14 protein-coding genes and 1 pseudogene are annotated in these 18,640 nt (G+C 68.3%); 3 read left to right on the top strand and 12 right to left on the bottom strand.

The features are described from left to right. The 7 genes and pseudogenes from ABD156_RS24505 to eccD all read right to left on the bottom strand — a co-directional run. Positions 1 to 1,673 (bottom strand): annotated as a pseudogene (locus tag ABD156_RS24505) (hypothetical protein); the annotation flags it as partial. 381 nt (positions 1,674 to 2,054) lie between these two features. Next, positions 2,055 to 2,600: a hypothetical protein gene (locus ABD156_RS24500; RefSeq protein ID WP_344278065.1), complete on the bottom strand. Its 546-nt coding sequence runs from the start codon at positions 2,598 to 2,600 to the stop codon at positions 2,055 to 2,057. A 9-nt stretch (positions 2,601 to 2,609) separates the two neighbouring features. Continuing rightward, positions 2,610 to 2,981 carry a hypothetical protein gene (locus tag ABD156_RS24495; protein ID WP_344278062.1) on the bottom strand — a complete coding sequence of 124 codons (372 nt, stop codon included), beginning with the start codon at positions 2,979 to 2,981 and terminating at the stop codon, positions 2,610 to 2,612. A gap of 78 nt (positions 2,982 to 3,059) precedes the next feature. Further along, positions 3,060 to 3,356, bottom strand: coding sequence for a WXG100 family type VII secretion target (locus tag ABD156_RS24490; protein WP_344278059.1), 297 nt, complete (start codon positions 3,354 to 3,356; stop codon positions 3,060 to 3,062). 46 nt (positions 3,357 to 3,402) lie between these two features. Next, the gene (locus ABD156_RS24485) at positions 3,403 to 3,732 is read right to left on the bottom strand and encodes a hypothetical protein (protein WP_344278056.1); all 330 of its coding nucleotides are present in this window, start codon (positions 3,730 to 3,732) and stop codon (positions 3,403 to 3,405) included. Positions 3,733 to 3,886: 154 nt separating this feature from the next. Next, complete coding sequence (eccB, locus tag ABD156_RS24480; protein ID WP_344278053.1) at positions 3,887 to 5,320, bottom strand: type VII secretion protein EccB; 1,434 nt, start codon at positions 5,318 to 5,320, stop codon at positions 3,887 to 3,889. Beyond that, the gene (eccD, locus tag ABD156_RS24475) at positions 5,320 to 6,717 is read right to left on the bottom strand and encodes a type VII secretion integral membrane protein EccD (protein WP_344278050.1); all 1,398 of its coding nucleotides are present in this window, start codon (positions 6,715 to 6,717) and stop codon (positions 5,320 to 5,322) included. Before eccD ends, eccB begins: the two co-directional genes overlap by 1 nt. A 138-nt stretch (positions 6,718 to 6,855) precedes the next feature. On the opposite strand from eccD, the gene eccCa reads away from it, so the two are divergent. Then, on the top strand, positions 6,856 to 10,845 hold the full coding sequence (gene eccCa / locus ABD156_RS24470; RefSeq protein WP_344278047.1) for a type VII secretion protein EccCa: 3,990 nt from the start codon (positions 6,856 to 6,858) through the stop codon (positions 10,843 to 10,845). Between the two features lie 296 nt (positions 10,846 to 11,141). On the opposite strand, the gene ABD156_RS24465 is transcribed toward eccCa, so the two are convergent. Together ABD156_RS24465 and ABD156_RS24460 are read right to left on the bottom strand one after the other, a co-directional pair. Further along, entirely contained in the window at positions 11,142 to 12,647 is a 1,506-nt protein-coding gene (locus ABD156_RS24465) for a pyridoxal phosphate-dependent decarboxylase family protein (RefSeq protein ID WP_344278044.1), read from the bottom strand. A gap of 151 nt (positions 12,648 to 12,798) precedes the next feature. Continuing rightward, positions 12,799 to 13,425: a helix-turn-helix transcriptional regulator gene (locus tag ABD156_RS24460; protein WP_344278041.1), complete on the bottom strand. Its 627-nt coding sequence runs from the start codon at positions 13,423 to 13,425 to the stop codon at positions 12,799 to 12,801. Positions 13,426 to 13,713: 288 nt separating this feature from the next. Here ABD156_RS24460 and ABD156_RS24455 point away from each other — a divergent pair, with 288 nt between their 5' ends. Further along, a complete protein-coding gene (locus ABD156_RS24455) occupies positions 13,714 to 13,971 on the top strand; it encodes a hypothetical protein (protein ID WP_344278040.1) in 258 nt (85 codons plus the stop codon). 361 nt (positions 13,972 to 14,332) lie between these two features. On the opposite strand, the gene ABD156_RS24450 is transcribed toward ABD156_RS24455, so the two are convergent. Genes ABD156_RS24450 through ABD156_RS24440 form a run of 3 tightly spaced genes read right to left on the bottom strand, consistent with a single transcriptional unit; the run spans position 14,333 to position 17,175 of the window. Further along, positions 14,333 to 15,076: an SDR family NAD(P)-dependent oxidoreductase gene (locus tag ABD156_RS24450; RefSeq protein ID WP_344278037.1), complete on the bottom strand. Its 744-nt coding sequence runs from the start codon at positions 15,074 to 15,076 to the stop codon at positions 14,333 to 14,335. Positions 15,077 to 15,085: 9 nt separating this feature from the next. Continuing rightward, on the bottom strand, positions 15,086 to 16,171 hold the full coding sequence (locus ABD156_RS24445) for a threonine aldolase family protein (protein WP_344278034.1): 1,086 nt from the start codon (positions 16,169 to 16,171) through the stop codon (positions 15,086 to 15,088). Between the two features lie 2 nt (positions 16,172 to 16,173). Then, positions 16,174 to 17,175, bottom strand: coding sequence for a TauD/TfdA family dioxygenase (locus ABD156_RS24440; RefSeq protein ID WP_344278031.1), 1,002 nt, complete (start codon positions 17,173 to 17,175; stop codon positions 16,174 to 16,176). A gap of 305 nt (positions 17,176 to 17,480) precedes the next feature. Here ABD156_RS24440 and ABD156_RS24435 point away from each other — a divergent pair, with 305 nt between their 5' ends. Continuing rightward, on the top strand, positions 17,481 to 18,167 hold the full coding sequence (locus ABD156_RS24435; RefSeq protein WP_344278028.1) for a hypothetical protein: 687 nt from the start codon (positions 17,481 to 17,483) through the stop codon (positions 18,165 to 18,167). Positions 18,168 to 18,640 lie beyond the last annotated feature (473 nt).

Here is an 18,640-nt window from a genome sequence, read left to right as displayed (position 1 = left end):
GCATCACCCAACGCCTTGTCAAAAGCCTTATCCACCGCACCCTTCGCATCCGCCACCGACGGCTGCCCGTTGGCGCCCAGGCCGTCGATCGCCTTGTCCGCGGCATTCTTCGCGTCCGTCAAGGCCTTCTGAACAGCCGGGCTCTGCCCCTTCGCGACACCGTCGACCGCGCCGTCGACCGCCTTCTTCGCCTCCGAGGGATCCACCGGGAGCTGCCCGACCGGCACCCGGTTCCCCGGTGTGCCGCCAAGAGCGTCGATGGCCTGTCCGGCCGCCTGTTTGGCCTTGTCGAGGGCTTGCTGGGCAGCCGGGTCGGTGGTCTGCCCCTTCACCCCGTCGATCGCGTTGGTGGCGGCCTGCTTCGCGGCGTCCAGCGCCTGCTGCGTGGCTGGATCGACACCGCCGGCGGAACCGGGAGAGCCCGAGCCGGAGCCCCCGGAGCCGGAGCCCGGGGCACCGGAGCCAGCACCGGAGCCCGGGTCACCGGCACCCCCGCCGGCGGGCGACCCGCCTGCCCCGCTCAACCCGCCGATGGCGTTGTCGGCAGCCTGCTTGGCCTTGTCCAGCGCCTGCTTGGCAGCTGGGTCAGTGGTCTGGCTCTTCACTCCGTCAATCGCTTTGTCTGCGGCCTGCTTCGCCGCATCCAGCGCCTGCTGCGTCGCCGGGCTGGCCCCGCCCGATGCCGACGGGTCGCTGCCGGACGGCGGCCCCGAACTCTTGTAAGCAGGCGCGTTCGGCGACTGCTGGTTCAAGCCCTGGTCCAGCCCCGGAGTCGGCGCTGGCGGCGCGCCGGTGCCCGAACCGCTGCCGCTGCCGCTGCCGGTGCCCGAACCGCTGCCGCTGCCACTGCCGCTGCCCGGATCGCTACTGCCGCCAGAGCCGGAACCGCCGCTTCCGCTCCCGGAACCGCTGCCGCTCCCGGAGTCACCGCTGCCGGAACCGGAACCGCCCGAGCCGGAACCGCTGCCGCTGCCGGAACCGCTCCCGCTGCCCGAACCGCTCCCGGAGCCGCCGCCCGGAGTGCCCGTGATGATGTGCAGAGGCCGAAGATCGCCGCCTCGCGCCGTGTACTGGTTGCCCAGTCCCTGAAGCAACTGCTGCAGTTCTTTGACCAGTTCAACCTCGGCCTTCGCGGCCACGGCCTGCATAGCGGCCTCGTAAATACTCGCGTTCTGCGGGTCGGTCTCGGCACCGAGCGCCAGCGCGTCGACCGACAGCTGGGCCTGCGTGTGCGAACCGTCAACCGCCTGCCACCAGGCACTGGAGAATGCCTGGATGGCATGGCCGATGCTGTCGCAGATCGAGCCGTACCGTTGATTGTTCAATGTCTGATACAGCTCTTCGCTTTTGCTGAGCAAGTCGCCGGCGTACCTCTGGAACTCATCGCCCGAGGCCCCCTGCAGACTGTCCTTCAGCGCCTTGAGTTCCGTGGTGAACGCACTGTTCGCGTCACCCAGCGCTTTAGTCGCCGCATCGACCTTGTGCGCGTAGTCGTACCAAGCCTCGGCCTGGTGATTGCTGCTGAGGCCGGCGTGCGCGCCGTCCCTCGCATCGTTGTGGGTCAGGTCCGCAGTTGCCGCGTCGATGACACCCCAGGACGTGTACTGGCTGACGTTCAAGGCCGGCGCCGCATCGTTGAACTGGCCGACGTCTTGCGGTGAAGAATCAGACATTGCAGAACCTCACTGGGAACCGTTTCTTGGGCGATCCGAAAGGGACCGATCAGGGCAGGTCAGATGACCGTCGAGCCGTGCTGCCGACCGCTCGGCAACGCGCGGAAGGCAGCAGTCGGGGGTTGTCGTCGGTCGATCCGCAGGGGAAATCCGGAGAGTTCGAGTCGGAGTTGTCCGACGGAGGAGGCGCGCTCTCCGGCGCAGACAGGAGGTGCGCGGAGCTTTCGTGCGCCAGGCCCCGAACCTCGGCGTCGGGTCGACGAACTGGCCAGCTCCGTGCAATGAATCGTCACTTCCGCAACTTCACCGGGTGAATACTCCCGGTGAAGTTGTTGATTCTCCGGGACTGATAGAGGAAACAATTGGACCGCCACAAGATGCTCACTTCTGGTAGTGATTCTTCTTGCTCGAATCAGAATCAGCCGGCGGAGGAGGCGGAGGAGGCGTGGAAGCCGGAGGAGGAGGCGGCGGCGTGGAAGCCGGGGGCGGCGGAGGCGGAGGCGTGGAAGCCGGCGGAGGAGAAGGCGGAGGCGCGCTGCCCGGCAACGGCACCATCTCGAACGGCGCGTTGGGCAGTCCGGGAGCGGTGAAGGTCTGGCCGCCCATGTCGCCGTCGATGCTCTTCTCCATGTCCGTGACCGCGGACTTGATCTGGTCGGCGTTGTTCCCGTCGATGCTGTCGAACGTCGACACCAGATTGCCTAGGAAGGACTGCATGTCCTTGCACGCGGTCTGCAAATGCGACGCGTGCTCGACGATCGCCGTGGCACGGTCGTTCACCAGCTTTTCGAGCCACTTCGCGAGATCGAACACGCCGGCATCCGGGCAGCTCACCCCGAGCGCCTGAAACGCGCTCATGTCGGAAAGGATGTTGCCCAGGTTGGTCGCCGATTTCTGGATGGCGTCCTTGTTGTACTGGGTAGTCATTTCGCCGCCTCACGCATCCGCGGGGCCGGCGATGCCGGTGTTCTGCAGGAGGTCGGCGGAGCTTTCGTGCACCTCGACCCGGAGGCCGGCGATGCTCTTGGTGATCTGGTCCGCGTTGTCCCCGTCGACGTTCTTCACTCCGTCCACGACCTGATTCAGAGTCGAATCCATGGCCGCGAGAGCCGACTTGAGGTTCGCCGCGTGCGCGACGACACCGTCGCGGCGGTCGTCTGCCACCGCGTCGAGCCACTGTGCGAGATCGAAGTTTCCGAACTTCGGCAGATCGGCCTTCAGACCGTCGAAGGCCGACATGTCGTCCATGATGTGCCCGAGCTCGTTCGCCGCACCAACAATGGCGTCGGGATTGTATTTTGTGCTCATGTCGCCTGCTCCTTGCCTGAAAGTTGCGAGATGTCGGCGCGCGGCGTGCCGGGTCGCACCCGGCACGCCGCGCGCGCACTAGTGCAGGCCCTTGCCGCCCCGGCTGTCCTGCTGCTGCATCGCCGCCGCGCCTGCCTCCAGTTTGCCCCTGAGGTTCTGGAGGTTGCCCACGTTCGCGTGGAGCGAGCCACGAAGGTTGTCGCACAGCTGGTTGTAGGCGTCCGCGGTGGACCCCTTCCAGTCGACCATGATCTTCTTGACGTCAGCTTCCAGCTCGTCGGTCTGAGCTTGGATTTCGCTCGCCTTCCGGGACATCATGTCGACGCAGGTCTCGAGAGTAGTGTAATCATAGGTGATTGTGTCGTCGGCAGACATGAACCTGGGTCCTTTCGTTCAGGTGGTCAATTCTTCGGAGCAGGGATCAGATTCCGAGGAAATCCCCGGTGTCCATCGGAACGTTCAGCACGTCGTGCATGTTCTGCTCGTCCACCGCGCTCTGGTTGTTCGCTTCGGCGCGGATGTCTTCCGCCATGGTGTGCAGGTGCTTCAGCACCGACTGCCGAACCGATTCGACCCAGTGGTCGCAGGTGGAGCTCAATGCACGGGTCGCAGCGCTGGGGCTGGCCGCCAGAGTGGCGTCGACCTGGCTCTTGAGCTGGTCCAGCTGTCCGCTGATACTGTCTGCGGTCTGGTCATGGCGGCTCGCCTGCGTATTGATCGTGGCGGGACTGAGCTGAGTTGAATGAGACATTTGCTCCTCCTTGCGGTAACTCCGGTCGAAACTGCACAGCCGAAACAACCGCCCGGCTATACCCTCGATTTTAGTTCCCTATCTGATACTCGCCCTCGATTCGCACTGCTCCGGACGGACTAGAGGGATTCCCCTCGCGAGAATCCCGCCCGAGTCATTGCGCCGCCCCGCCGGCCGGGCTCACCGCGGCGTCAATGCTGAGCAGCGGCCCTGCCGGAACCAGCGCGAGCAATTCGGGCGGCACCCGCTGCGCTGCGGTCCCTCCGTATCCGAGTGCACTCACGACGTCCGGATTCGCCAGCGGATACTTCATGCCCGTCTCGGTGATGAGAAAAGCGGCTCCCGGTGGGGACGCCGCCGTCGGCTGCTGCTGCACCAGCGCCCCGCCGCCTGCGGAGACGGCGATCCGGTCCGCTGTCGCGCCGGCGACGTGCGAAGCCACCGGCATGGCCCGCGCCTCGACCTCCGCCGCCGGGCGTAGCGCTCCCGAGACTCGTTCGGCACCGTTCTGGTCAGCGGTGAAATCCATGCACGGGACCGAATCCACGGACGGATTCGCGATGGTCGGCGGCTGCGGCGGCAACCCGTCGCCGAACTGACCGGACGGCGAGGTCTGCGGCAGCCCGGTCATCGCCGTCGGCCCGACCGCGATGGGCTCCACCGGCAAGCCTGGGTATGCCTTGGCGGTTTCCGGAGCGGCGAGAACCAGCGCGGCAGCGGTCGGCGTCACCGGCACCACCCCGTCCTGGCGCACCAGGTAGAGCTGATCCGAGCCGATCGCGGTGTTGCGCACCTGGTAGATCTGCCCGGCCAAGGTCGTCCGCCCGTTGATCATCGGGCCGGGCTGCCCGACGCCGGGCGTCGGCGGTGCCTGGAGATCCGGCCCTTGCGGCACGGAGTTCAGCCAGCCGGACGTGACCAGGACCGGCGGAGAGGCCGCGTAACCCAGCGATTCGAGCGCCGAACGCTTCGTGATGCGATAGCGCTTCCCTTGCCACACCAGGAACTTGCCGCCGTCCGGCGCGGACACCAGGAATGCCTGGTTCGCCGCCAATTGCTGGCCGCCCGGCTGGCCCAGCAGCAGGGTGACGACCGGGCTTCCTTGCTGACCGCCGTCCGGCGGCTGGACGCACACGGTCCAGGTGCCGGTGCTCAGGCTGCCGGCCGCCGGGATCCCGTCGGGCGCGCCGGGAATGCCGATCGGCTGCCCGACCGGCGCTCCGGCAAGCGACTTCTGGGCGACCGAAATGACCTGGCCGGTGCTCGACTTCCCGCCCGCCAGCCGGGCCGAGGAGTAGTTGAGCACCGGGCGCAGCTGGTTGTCGAGGTAGACGTAGCGGGCTCCGCTGTCCTTGTCCATCACAATAGAGCCGGATTGCCGCCACGAGGTGTCGCCTCCGGGCACGAAGATCCCGACGATCCCGAAAATGGCTGCCATGATGCCGCCGAGCAGCAGGCCAAGCACCGTTCCCGAAGTCAGCCGCCGGTTCGGCGGCTGCAACGCGTCGGGGCGGCCGTGCACCACGGCCGCCGCCAACCGGCCCACCACGAAGAAGTAGGCCTGCACCTGGTCTTTGCGAGATTGCATCAGCCCGCCAATCCGCGCATTTTCATGAATACGTCCAGCACCTGAAGCAGCAGCGGGAGAACCGCGATCGCGGTGATCGACTCCAGGATCTCCACCACCCGCCCCCAGTACGGGCGCAACCGCCGGCCCGGAACGATCCGGCCGAACACCAGCAACGCCACACCGGCGAGGAGGACCGGCACGCACACCGCGACCAGCCTTCCGGTCTCGCTCTGCGCGTTCGCCGCGGCGACCAGGTTCGCGGCCACCGCGACGATCGCCGGCCCGGTGATCGCCCACCGTTGCACCGCACCGCCGGGATGGCGGGAACGCAGGAGCAAGAGAAACGCGATCACCAGAGTGAACGTCGTCGTCCAGCCGTCGTGGGAGACGACGGCCATCGGCAGCAGTACCGCCTGGGCCGCGCCGAGCCCGAGGTGAAGCGACATGGAGTAGGCGACGACCGCGGCCCCCCGCTCCACCACGACCTCGGCCGGCACCGGCTCGATGTCCTCGGACAGTTCGTCGGCGCCAGTGGGCAGCATCGGCAGGGACAGCCCAGACAGCCGGAAGGCCGTCTGGGGCACGAAAACTCCGATGACGAGCGAGACCACCAGCCCGATCGCGGCGGCCTGTGCCCCGGTCAGCCCGGTCGTCGAGCCGATCAGCCCGGCGGTGCCTACGACGAGCGTGAACAGGATGGCACCGGCGAACAACAGCGCCGCGTCCGCGACCGCGGTCAGGCCGGCGAACAGGAAGAAGATCAGTCCGGCAGCCGCGCCGGTCAGTCGCATCGGCACCGTCGCGACCGGGTCGGCCAAGCCGATGAGCAGCGAACCGCCCAGTGCGCCGTACGCGGCCGCAGCTCCGGCCACGATGGTCGCGGACGCCGAGTCGGCCGCGGCGCGCGCGACGAGTGCGCTGCCGAGCAAGAACAAGACCGCGATCGACAATGCCGTCAGCGCCTGCACCCGGACAGAACCGGCACCGGGAAGCAGCCACAGGCCGAACGCCAGCGCCAGCGCCGCGATCAGCCGGAACATCCACCGGCTGTACCCGGGAGTCCACGCGCTGCGATGCTCGCGAACCTGCTCGCCGACACCGTCGACCAAGTCGTCGTAGTCAATCGCAGCGAGCTGGTCCGCGCGCGGCCGGAAGTACACCGTTTCGCCGTCGAGCAGGTTCAGCTCCGTCAGCGTGCGGTCCTCGTCCAGCGGCGGCTGACCGAGCCGCTGGACGATCCATCCCTCGTGGTCCGCGCCCTGTTCCACCAGGTCGCCGCCGAACTGGGGCAGGATCGCGGGCAGCAGGTCGGCCAGAGCCGCTTCGGCCGGCAACGCCACATCGACGGTTTTCTTGCCGAGGACGAAATGTAGCCTAGCCGAGCTTGTTGTGCGATGCTGTGTCTGCTCTTCCATGTGGTGTCCGGGTCCTTTCCTGCCAGGGATTACAGACCGAGAACCGGCCCGAACCTAGCCACGACCAGCCAGGTGCACGCGCCGTTCGCGCCGATCGGGCCAAAACAGGGGAAGTCCCCCCACCGGAGGGAGAGCACCGTGAGCACCGTCCTGTTCGCGAGGCGGGCACGACGGCCGAAACCGGCCGCACCCGCCGACGAAATCGAGCTTCAGGAACCGCCTGCCGTCCCGGAGGACACCGGCGGCGGCATCAGCTCCGTGTTGATGTACGCGCCGATGGGCCTCGGCTCGATGGCGATGGTGATGATGTTCGTCCGGCCGGGTTCGGGCGCGCTCACCTACATCGGCGGCGGGATGATGCTGACGTCGGTGGTGGGCATGCTGATCGTCCAGCTGGTCCGCGGTTCGGTGACCCACAAGCAAAAGCTCCACGGTCATCGCCGCGACTACATCCGCTATCTGACTCAGCTCCGCATCCGGGTCCGTCGTTCGCTGGCGGCGCAGCAACGCGCGGCCCGCTGGATCCATCCCGATCCGGGTGCGCTGTGGTCGATCGCGCTGGGCTATCGGCTGTGGGAGCGGCGGCCGGCGCACGACGATTTCGGCGAGGTCCGGCTCGGCGTCGGCACCCAGCGGTCGTCGCTGGCGCTGATCCCGCCCGACACCAAGCCGATCGAGGACCTCGAACCGCTCGCGGCCCACGCGCTGCGGCGTTTCCTGAAGGCTTACACGACCGTGCCGAAAGCGCCGATCGCGGTATACCTGCGCGGTTTCGGACAGGTCCAGCTCAGCGGGGACGACGAAGTCATCCTCGGCTTGGCGCGCGCGGTCATCGGCCAGCTCGCCACCTCGCACGCCCCCGGCGACCTCAGGTTGGCTGTCTGCGCGGCCGAGGACCGGATCGAGCGGTGGGAATGGCTCAAATGGCTGCCGCATCACCAGGACCCGGAGACCCGGGACGCCGCGGGAGCGGTGCGGTTGCTGGCGAGCGGAATCGACGAGGCGGAACTGCTTCTGGGCGGACCGGCTTTCACCGGCCGGCCCCGGTTCGAGCCCGACACCCCGATCACCGCGTCGGAGCCGTTCGTTGTGCTGATCCTCGACGGCGTCCCGGTTCCGGGCGACCACCGCGCCGCGGACGAGGGTTATCGCAACGCGGTCGTGCTGGACGTCGCCGGCTCGCTCCCCTGGCACCAGCGGCCCGGTGTGCTGTTCCTCGACGTCGACGCGGACCAAGCACGGACGGTGACCTTCGACCGGCTCGGTAAGGCGCACGCCACTCCGTTGTGCGTGCCGGACAAGCTGAGCGAGATCGCGGCGGCCGCGCTGGCTCGGTCGATGGCCCGGTACCGGGTCGGCGAGGTGACCGAGGACGACGAGCCGATGGCCGCCGACTACGACCTCGCCGCCCTGTTGGGGATCGGCGACGTGGCGCAGTTCGAGCCGAACCGGTACCGGCGCGAGCGGATGACCGCGAAACGCCGGCTGCGGGTGCCGATCGGCATCAGTTCCACCGGCGCGCCGCTGGAACTCGACATCAAGGAGGCCGCCGAGGACGGCATGGGCCCGCACGGGCTGTGCGTCGGGGCCACCGGCTCGGGCAAGAGCGAACTCCTGCGCACGCTGGTGCTCGCCCTAGCCACCACACACAGCTCCGAGGATCTCAATTTCGTGCTGGTGGATTTCAAGGGCGGTGCCGCGTTCCTCGGCTTCGATCAGTTGCCACACACCTCCGCGGTGATCACGAACCTGGCCGAGGAACTGGAGTTGGTCGACCGGATGCAGGACGCGCTGACCGGCGAAATGAACCGGCGGCAGGAATACCTCCGCGCGGCCGGCAACTACGCGTCCCGCCGCGACTACGAAGCCGCACGGGCGCAGGGGGTGCCGCTCGAGCCGATGCCCGCGTTGTTCATCGTCGTGGACGAGTTCAGCGAGATGCTGTCCAGCAAACCGGAATTCATCGACACCTTCGCGATGATCGGCCGGCTGGGCCGCAGTCTCGGCGTGCATTTGCTGCTCGCCTCGCAGCGACTCGACGAAGGCCGGATCCACAAGGTCGAAACCCACCTGTCGTACCGGATCGGACTCCGGACGTTCTCCGCGATGGAGAGCCGCAGCGTGATCGGCGTCCCGGACGCCTACGAGCTGCCCAACAGTCCCGGAAACGGCTACCTGCGCCCGGACACGCAGACGCTGATCCGGTTCAAGGGGGCGTACTCCTCGGCTCCCTACCGGACCAGGCGGCACAACACCTCGCTGGAGTCGGTTGAACAACACGTGGTGCCCTTCGGTGTCCGGTACGTCGAGCCGATCGCCGCGCCCGAACCGGAACCGGAGCCCGAACCGGACGACGGCAAGGAAGCCACCGACACCATGCTCGACGTCCTGATGGAACGGTTGTGCGGCGTCGGGCCGCGCGCGCACCAGGTCTGGCTGCCGCCGCTCAAGCGCGCGGCCACGCTCGACCAACTGCTTCCTCCGCTGGTCGACGATCCCGAACTGGGCCTGCGCCCGGTCGGCGATCTGCAGTCCGGCCGGCTGGTCGTGCCGATGGGCCTGATCGACCTGCCCGCACAGCAAAAGCGCGAGCTCCTGATCGCGGATCTGTCCGGCAGCAAGGGAAACGTGGCCGTCATCGGCGGACCGCAGAGCGGCAAGAGCACGATGCTGCGGACGCTCATCGCCAGCCTGGCGCTGACCCACTCGGCGGCCGAAGTCCAGTTCTACTGCCTGGATTTCGGCGGGACTCTGACCTCACTGGCCAAACTGCCGCACATGGGGAGCGTCGCGAACCGGCTCGACCGCGACCGGGTCACCCGGACCGTCTTGGAGATCACGAACCTGATGGCCCGCCGCGAAGCGATCTTCTCCGAGCACAACATCGACTCGATGGCCAGCTACCGGCGGGCCCGACGGGAGGGCAAGTACCTCGACGCAGACCCGTACGGCGACGTGTTCCTGATCGTCGACGGCTGGTACACCGTCCGGCAGGATTTCGAGGACGTCGAGGAGCGGTTCACCGAACTGGCCGCGCGCGGGCTGTCCTTCGGCATCCACCTGGTCATCGCGTCCAATCGGTGGTCGGAGATCCGGCCGTGGCTGCGGGACGTGCTGGGCACCAGGTTCGAGCTGCGGCTCGGCGACCCGGTCGACTCGGAGATCCAGAGCCGTTTCGCGGCAACGGTTCCGGCCATCCCCGGCCGGGGCATCATCCCGGAACGCCTGCACTTCCTCGCCGCACTGCCCCGGATCGACGGTCAATCCGAGACCGAAGACCTGGCCGACGCGGCCGTCGAACTCGCGGAGGCGCTGGCATCGCCCAATGCACCGCGGGCACCGAAGGTGCGACTCCTGCCGAACACCCTCACCGTGGCGGAACTGCCCGGCCCGAGAGCGCCTCGTCCGACGGCGGAGATGCAAGTGCCGCTCGGCATCGACGACGTCGAGCTGGCTCCGCTCTGGCACGACTTCGATGCCAGCCCGCACCTGCTGATCTACGGCGACGCGGAAACCGGGAAGACCAATCTGCTGCGGCACATCGCGCGTTCGATCGCCGCGCACCATACTTCGTCCGAGGCCCGGGTGATGTTCGGCGACTTCCGGCGGGAGCTGCACGATTCGATCCCGCCGGCGCACCAGCTCGAATACGCGGTCGGGACCGAGGCGCTCACGAAATCCATCGCGGGCGCGGCCTCGGTGATCAAGGCGCGGATTCCGGGGCCGGAGATCACGCCGAGCCGGCTGCCGCTGCGCGACTGGTGGAAGGGCGGACGGCTCTACATCATCATCGACGATTTCGAACTGACTGAGGCGTCCGGCGGCGGCCCGCTGGACCCGCTGGTCCCGCTGCTGCCCCAGGCCGCCGACATCGGCGTGCACGTGATCATCGCGCGCAGCACCTCCGGTGCCAGCCGATCAATGATGAATCCGGCGATCCGGCGGATGTGGGAGCTGGGCACCCCGGCGCTGCTCCTGTCCTGCCCGAAGACCGAGGGCGCGTTCCTCGGCAATCTCAAGCCGCGGGTGCTCCCGCCTGGACGAGGCCAGTTCGTCAACCGGCGGCGCGCGGTCCGCCTGGTGCAGACCCCGATGGCCGAAGGCACCCAGCCGAAGGACGGCTCCTGACCGCCGGGATGCGCTCGGCGCGGACGGCGTCGAGCGCATCCCGGAGTGCGGTCTGCCGGAAACGAGGGCCGTAACCGGGAGGTTCCGCGAAGCGGCGGATTCTCCGTACGGCCGCGCACCGTCGGCTGCTGGGTATTGTTATTCGACGTCGAAGCAGTATCTCTCGTACGTGGACCGGTCGGCGTCGGCCGTCCTCCCGGCGGCGGCGCGCTCGGAGAGGCGAAATCCTCGCCCAGATGCCAGTAGCCGCCTGCGTCAGGCCAGCCCGCGGCATAGCGGATCTCCGGCAAAAACGCTCAGCCCTGCGCTTCCTCCGCCGAACCCGCCTGGACCACCATGTCGATCAAGTCCTCGACAGCAGACTGGGACAAGTACGGGTTGACGAAGGTGAATTTGAGGCAGACTTCCGGCAGGCCGGACGGGGTGGCCACGTCCACTCGACCGACCGAACCGCCGGTTTCCCGCATCAGGCGACGGCGGATGCCGGCGTTGATCCGGCTGATCACGTGCGATTCGCCGTCCGCGACCGGCAGGTACCGGAACACGACGACGCTCAGCTGAGGTTCGGACACCAGACGCAGCCTGGGGTGGGCGCTGATCCGATCCGCCGCGTGGACCGCGAGATCGAGACACGCGTCGACGAGTTCGGCCATCCCGTCCCTGCCGAGGACCCGCAAAGTGGCGACGATCTTCAGCGCGTCCGCTCGCCGGGTCGTCTGCAACGTCCGGGCGAACCGCCCGACGTACCCGGCTTGCTCGTCGTCCCGGGGATTCACGCAGGCGACATTGCAGTCGAGGGGAATTGCCGTCGCCGGGTCGCGCAGCAGCATCGCCGCGGCGGGAGCCGGCTGCCAGCCCAGCTTGTGGAGATCCAAGCTCACCGAGTCAGCCCGTTCGATGCCCCGGAACCTCCCCCGCGCCCGGTCGGAGAACATCGCCGCACCGCCGTACGCGGCATCGACGTGAAACCAGGCCGAATGGGATCGGGCCAGGTCGGCCAGGCCGTCCAGCGGGTCGACGGATCCGAAGTCGGTCGTCCCGGCCGTGCCGACAAGAGCCATCGGGAACTCGTCTTCGGCCAGCCCGGCGATGCGGTCGGCAGCCGCTCCCACCAACATCCGATTTTCGGCGTCGATCGGCACCGGAATCACCGCGTCCTGTCCCAGCCCGAGCACGCCAGCCGCGCGCTGGATCGACAGGTGCGCGAGTTCGGAGGCGAGGATTCGCGGCCGCCGGCGCGTTGGCCCGATCCCGTTCTCGAACGACGCGCCAAGGCTGGATTGCTCGCGTGCGAGCAGAAGGGCCAGCAAATTCGACTGAGTGCTTCCCGGGGTGAGCACGCCGTCGCCGCCGGAATGGCCGAGAAGGTTCCACAGCGCAGCGATCAGTTCCCGTTCGAGAGCGATTCCCGACGGGCCGCTTTCCCAGGCGTCCACCGACTGGCCGGTCACCCCGGCCGCGAAATCGGCGACGGCGGCGATGGCCAGCACTGGCGCCTGGAGATTCGCGGCCACGGTATCGGCGGTCAGATCGACGATGCCGGCGACGAATCCGCGCAGAAGCTCCGGCCAGTCCCTGCCGCCCCGCCCGCGGTCCGGAAGGATTCCGCCGGCGAGCACCGCCGCGACGACGTCGTCGACCTGGCCGGGACGGCCCGCAGGCAAGGCGGTTTCCCGGTCGCGCATTCCTTTGCGGATCTGCTCGACGGCGGCGACTGCGAGATCGGAAACGGCGGTCAGGCCGACGTCGCTCGCAGCGAGCGACGATTCTTCGGAGCGGGCCGAAAACATCGGTCCGGGCATCGAAATTCCTCCACTTGCGCCAACTCGGATCACGACCGCGGCAACAGGCGGTCCGCGATGTCCGCGAACGCACCTCGCCGCAGGAACGCAGTTGCCTTCCCCGGAACGCGCACTCACGAGCCCCGGCTGCGCAACCTTGTGCGACTCAGCGCTAGATCACGCCTGCCCGCATCGCGTAGGCCACTGCCTGCGGCCTGTTGCGCAAGTTCAGCCGGTTCGTGATGGCGTAGATGATGTTCTTTACGGTCCGCTCCGAATAGCTCAGCTCGACCGCGATCTCGGCAGTGTCGAAGCCGTCCGCCATCAGCCGCAGCACATCGACCTCGCGCGGTGCCAGCCTGGACGAGCTCAGTCCTTGTGGAGCAAGGACTTCGCGATGCAGCCGCTCGGTGTCCTCCAACAGTTGCGCGAGAAGCTTCGGCGGGAGATGCGCACCGTCCGCCGCGGCCGAACGGACACACTGCGCCAAGCGGTCTTCGACGGTGGCCGCGGCGCGCGAGAGGATGGCGACGGTCTGGCATTCGACTGCCACGACCAGTTCGACCTCCCGGACTTCGTTGGCGATCAGCACGATCGGCTTGTCCAGTTCGTCGGCGGTCCGGCGCAGCAGATCGACTTGCTCGGCGGAAAACCGGTCCATCGCCAGCACCACGACGTCGACCGCGTCCCGTTGTGGCTGCTCGACGACGTCGATGCCCGTGTCGGCGTCCAATTGGCCGGCCACCCCGGCCACCGTCAGCGCGTCCAGACCACGGATGGTCACGCGAACTTTGTCCATGATGGCCTCCACATCAAACTCGGTTGCACCGATTCTCGGAGACCCGTCTTCACGCCGTCTCCACGTCCGGCCTTCGGCGCCCCGAAGCGGGCCTGGACCTGCTGAAATCGGGGCCATCCCGGCGTTTGTTCACTATCGGCGACGTGCCCGTCCGGGCCGACGTCGCTGGCCACGCGTACCCGTACTCGGCGGTAGCCCTGCCGGAAAGAGCCTGGCCGGCACATCGTTGGCGGCATGCCTTCCCCGGGGAACGGCGCTACCAGAGATGAAGTGACCACAATGGACCCAATGGACCCCGCAACGCTCAATCACCGGGAATACGCCATCCTGTGCGCAGTCGCCGAGGGCCGGGCCGAAATGCTGGTCGGCTGCGAGCCCGGCCTGACCGTCGACGGCGGCTGGTGCGACCGCGCCGCCGTCTCCGTCCTCGTGGCGGAACAGTGGATCGCCCCCGTCCGGCCCGCCCCGGTCGGCGAGCGCGTGCCGGCCCAACTCACCGGACCGGCCCGCGACGCGCTCGACCGCTGCCGCCCGAAGACGGCGTGAGCCCGCTGCCGCCCCTCGGGAACCTGCGGTTGAAGACCGGATTTCGCGAACCTGTCCGCGGTGCGAACCGGCACTGCCCAGCGCCGTCGACCTCGTTCGCGGCCGACTCTCCGGCCGCACGGCACCGACCGGGTCCAAGCAAGCACCAGTCGGCCGGAGCAGCAAGCCGGCCAACCGACTGGACGTCATCGAACGGGCGGTGGAGCGGGTTTCGGGCACGGCAGGTCGCCCAGCATGCTCGCCGAGGACGGCGCGCTGTCCGCGAAGGACCGTCGACGACCCCTGCGAATGCCCGTTCGCGGACCTGAAACCCGATGGGCGGGCCGCACGAGCCGTGAACCCGGTATCTTTCAGGCAACCGCTAAAGACTTTCGGCTTCCTTCTTCATGATCAGGTCGACGCCGGTATAGCCGCCGTCGACCAGATAGTTGGCACCGGACACGAACGACGAGGCGTCACTCAGCAGGAACTTGATCACCTCGGCGATCTCCTCCGGCCGGGCGTTCCGGCCGAGCGGGGTCAGCTGGCCGGCCTCTATCGACGGCTCTGTCGACATGCCGGTGTCCGCCCACCCCGGCGAGACGGCGTTGACCCGGATCCCGGCCGGCCCGAGCACATTGGCGAGGCTCCGCGTGAGGTTGATCAATGCGGCTTTGCTCGCGGAATAGGACATCGATGCATACGTCCCGATCATCCCGTCCTTGCTGGCAAGGTTGACGATCGAGCCTCCCGGCGGCATCGACTTGGTCAAAGTGGTCGTCACCGACAGCACGGCGCGCAGGTTGATGTCGAAAACCCGGTCCCACGACTCCAACGTGAACTCGCCCCAGCGCTCGAATTCGATCGCCCCGGCGTTGTTCACGATGCCGTTGAACGGCCCGGACGCCGCGAGGTCGGCGAGCACTCGCGCGGTTTCCGCACGGTCCGCGAAATCGACCCGCACCATTTCGACGACGCCGAGGCCGGTCAACTCCGCGGCTTCTTGGTTTCCGCTGTTGTACGTGCCGACAACGGACACTCCTTCTCGCACCAGCAGTTCGGCCACCGCCCGGCCGATTCCCCGCGACGCACCGGTCACCAGCACGCGACCACCGCTGAACTCCACCTGTCCCACCTACCCTTTCACCTGATACAGCTCGGACTTCCGGCACAGCACCATGGACTCGTCGGCGTGCAGCCACGTCTTGATCCGGGCAAGCGCGTCGTCTACGGCTGGCAAGGACACGTCACGATGCGTCACAAACCGCAGCCGGCCGGCGATCTCCGAAGCAAGCACCCCGTACCGGGACAGGCGTGCGATGGCCGACGTTGCGTCCGGCACCTCCGCCAGCACGATGTTCGTCTCCGGCTGGTTCACCTGCCATCCCAGCTCGGCCAGGCCGCTGGCCAGCCTGCGCGCCTTCTCGTGGTCTTCCGCGAGCTGCTCGATCCGGTCCAGCGCGACAAGCCCGGCAGCGGCCAGGATGCCGCCCTGCCGGACTCCCCCGCCGAGCATCTGCCGCGCACGCCGCGCACGCCGGATGAAGTCCTCGCTGCCGGCCAGCACCGAACCGACCGGTGCGCCCAGCCCTTTCGACAGGCAGACCTGCACCGAATCCACGCCGCCGGTCAAGGCCGCCGGCGGCACGCCGAGTGCCACCGCGGCATTCCACAGCCGAGCGCCGTCGAGATGAACCCGGAGCCCGCATTCCCGGGCGACGTCCGTCAACTCCGCCTGTTCAGCGGGTGGCATGACCGCACCGCCCGCCGCGTTGTGCGTGTTCTCCAAACAGAGCAACGTGACGTCGAGCTCGTTGTAGTCGGCCCGTCGCGGCGGGCAGATGGCCCGGACCGAAGCCGGACTCGGCCGGCCCGGGCCGGCGTCGTGGGCGAGCGGCATCGGCATTCCCCCGGCGAAAGAAGCGGCGGTGCCGAGCTCGTCGACCAGGATGTGCACGTCCCGTGGCGCCAGGAAAGCGTCGCCCCGCCGGAGATGAAGCATCATCGCGACCAGATTGGCCATCGTGCCGCTCGGCATCCAGAGCGCCGCGGGCAAGCCGAGCAACGACGCGACCGTCCGTTCGAGCTCGGCCATCGTCGGGTCGGCGTCGAGAACGTTGTCCCCGACGACGGCGTGTGCCATGGCGTTGCGCATCCGGCGGTCCGGCGCAGTGACCGTGTCGGACCGGAGATCGATGGTCTCGCTGTGCGGATTGTCCATCGCTACCCGATCACTCGTGATCGCACGTCGCGCGTGCGATGGCTGTTCCGGAGATCGCGGGTCAGATTGATCCGCTTGAGCCAGCGGTCCTGGCCGTCGAAACGCGCGGCGAACGCCCGACGGCCGTGCACCACCCGGTAGTTGTCGACAAATGCCAGGTCGCCCGGCTTCAGCACAACTCCCGTGGCGGCCGCGCGCAAACTGTCCTCCGTTTCGCCGATCGCGGCACTGGCTGCGTCGTCCAGTCCGGACATGAACTCGGCGTCGAACCGCAGATAGGGCTGAGCAGCCGGGCCGAAGAGCACCGGCCCTGTGCTCGGCCGCGCGGCGGTGCCGGTGTGCGAATCGTCCGGGTGGAACCGAAACCGGTCCTGGCGCAGCAACTGTCGAGTCTCGGGCGAAAGCACCGCATCGTCGATCCGCGAGACCGAGGTGGCTACCGCGTCCGGATTCCGGAGACAGAAAAGCGAGACATAGTCGGCGCGGCAGGGATGATGGACGTCCTCGGTGTGCAGCGAGAGCGCGGTCAGGCTGCTGGCGCTGGTTTTGGAGTTCGCCGCCTGCGGGGCCGGGCACACGTCGTGCACGAGCCGACCGTTCTGCTGGGTTGACCAGCAGAACGGATCTCCGACCAGCGAGCCGCAGAGCAGCAGCACCAGTTCCTCGCGCAGCCCGGCACCGGTTCGCTCAGCGGCCGCCCAGTTCTCCGGCGTCGGCGGCAGATCGGTGCTCACCGGCAGCCCGGAGACCAGGAAGACCTCAGACTCTCGCTGCCGGGCCCTGACGAGAAACTGCCGCAGCCGCAGCGGCAGCCCCTCTGCCGCGGGCCTGACCTCCTCCGCGAGACTGCCAGCGTCTCGCGATCGGGCCACGCCGAGCAACTGATCGAGGAGGCGTTCGACTTCTCCGGCCTCGGCGGGAGCAAGGACGATTCGCTCGACGTCCGTGCCTGCCCGCGACGAGGTGCCGGAACTTTCCGTTGTCCGACCGACTGTCATTGTCATGCGCCAAACTGTCGGTCACCGCCGACCGGTTGCGTAGCGCTTCGGAGCCGTTCGAGCAGGAATGCCAGCCCCTTCCGACTTTCACGTTCCGGACGCGAGTAACCCGTCTCAGTGTCCTTTCCGGACTCAACGACTTCCCCTTCCGTGGCACCAGTGTGATTCAGCGGCAGTTCGGGCAGAGTCGGCATCCGGACGGCTCTTCGTGCTGCGTACCGCCGTCCTGGGCACATACGCTTCCAGCCGGCAATGATTGCCCGCACAACGCGCGGGTCTCGTCAGCGTCGCCCGAGAGGCCGGTAGCACACATGGGAACCGTAATCGCGACCAGTGCGACGCGGACGCACGCCGCGCCCTGCCCGTGCCCCGTCCCGGGATGCGCCTGGCGGGGCATCTGCCCGGATCACGATCCACGAGCCGAGACCGAGCCGGACGCCGACCTAAACCGGCTGATGCGGATGCGCCCGTTCGGTGCCGGCCGCAAACGGCAACGTGCGGCAGCCCGCTACGAGACCCGGTATCTGGTGAAATCCGCAGTCTCGGTCACCAGCATCGCCGAGCGGCGCGAGAACCCGGTAGCGCCGGTCCGACAGGGAAGCCGGATAGTGCATCCTGATCCATTCGCCTATCTGCACGACCGGTATTCGAACCGGCCTCAAGCCGGTCGTCCAACGACGACCGGCACCGACGAGGAAACCGAGACCCGGCCGGCGGATCCCGCCGCCGGCGAGCCCACCTCGCCACCGCCCGTTCCTGTCGCCGACGAGGCGGATCCGGCGGAGACCACCGCGCCCACGCCTGCGACGCTGGCGAGTCTCCTGAGGGCGAAATCCACGCCGCCGGTCCCGGCGGCCGCGACGGCGTCCCAGTCAGCAGCCGGGGACGCGCTGCCCGCCGCGCGCCGTCGTCGGGGCCGGCGGGTGAGCGTTTCCCCCGCGGCAGCCCGGTCGACGCGGCGGGCACGCCGCCGGCAGCCTGGCCGCGCAGCGGACTGATCCGAGGGTCGTGTTCCGTTGCGATCGCAGGGGATTGCCTCCCTGTGATCGAACACCTTCGCGGCGGTTCGCTGACCCGCCGGTCACACGGCGGACCGCCACGAACGGACGCATGTGAACTGCCCGTTCAGTCCGGCCCCCGGCAGATCAGCGAACCCCGTTTCTCGCATGAGCACAGACTCCGGACGCGATCGCTCGGCTGCTGCCCCTTCGGACCTGCGCCGTCGAGTCCATCCGAACCACCAGGCCCGGGCCTAGCGCCGCTTGTCTGCGCGGCAGATCCCGCTGCGCCCGTCTGCCGCGCACCACACACGATGACCGCACGAACATCCGGCGACTGCCGCCGCCCGGCCGGCGACTCCGCCGAATCCAAGCGTCTGAATCGTGCACTACGGACAGCACACCGAGCGTCCGCACGCAAGCGGGGCGGAGGCCTGGTGTGCTGTTCCGTTGGCTCGGACTGGTCCGCCGCA

Source organism: Amycolatopsis albidoflavus (genome assembly GCF_039525725.1).
Taxonomy (GTDB): domain Bacteria; phylum Actinomycetota; class Actinomycetes; order Mycobacteriales; family Pseudonocardiaceae; genus Amycolatopsis; species Amycolatopsis albidoflava.
Note: the sequence above shows the minus strand (reverse complement) of the source record. Positions and strands in the feature narration are given on the sequence as shown.

Bases quoted from the DNA above. Each gene is read 5' to 3' on its own strand.
- ABD156_RS24445 (WP_344278034.1), bottom strand. From the start codon at position 16,171: ATGGACAATCCGCACAGCGAGACCATCGATCTCCGGTCCGACACGGTC.
- ABD156_RS24435 (WP_344278028.1), top strand. From the start codon at position 17,481: ATGGGAACCGTAATCGCGACCAGTGCGACGCGGACGCACGCCGCGCCC.
- ABD156_RS24500 (WP_344278065.1), bottom strand. From the start codon at position 2,600: ATGACTACCCAGTACAACAAGGACGCCATCCAGAAATCGGCGACCAAC.
- ABD156_RS24440 (WP_344278031.1), bottom strand. From the start codon at position 17,175: ATGACAATGACAGTCGGTCGGACAACGGAAAGTTCCGGCACCTCGTCG.
- ABD156_RS24485 (WP_344278056.1), bottom strand. From the start codon at position 3,732: ATGTCTCATTCAACTCAGCTCAGTCCCGCCACGATCAATACGCAGGCG.
- ABD156_RS24465 (WP_344278044.1), bottom strand. From the start codon at position 12,647: ATGCCCGGACCGATGTTTTCGGCCCGCTCCGAAGAATCGTCGCTCGCT.
- ABD156_RS24455 (WP_344278040.1), top strand. From the start codon at position 13,714: ATGGACCCCGCAACGCTCAATCACCGGGAATACGCCATCCTGTGCGCA.
- eccB (WP_344278053.1), bottom strand. From the start codon at position 5,320: ATGCAATCTCGCAAAGACCAGGTGCAGGCCTACTTCTTCGTGGTGGGC.
- eccD (WP_344278050.1), bottom strand. From the start codon at position 6,717: ATGGAAGAGCAGACACAGCATCGCACAACAAGCTCGGCTAGGCTACAT.
- ABD156_RS24495 (WP_344278062.1), bottom strand. From the start codon at position 2,981: ATGAGCACAAAATACAATCCCGACGCCATTGTTGGTGCGGCGAACGAG.
- ABD156_RS24490 (WP_344278059.1), bottom strand. From the start codon at position 3,356: ATGTCTGCCGACGACACAATCACCTATGATTACACTACTCTCGAGACC.
- ABD156_RS24460 (WP_344278041.1), bottom strand. From the start codon at position 13,425: ATGGACAAAGTTCGCGTGACCATCCGTGGTCTGGACGCGCTGACGGTG.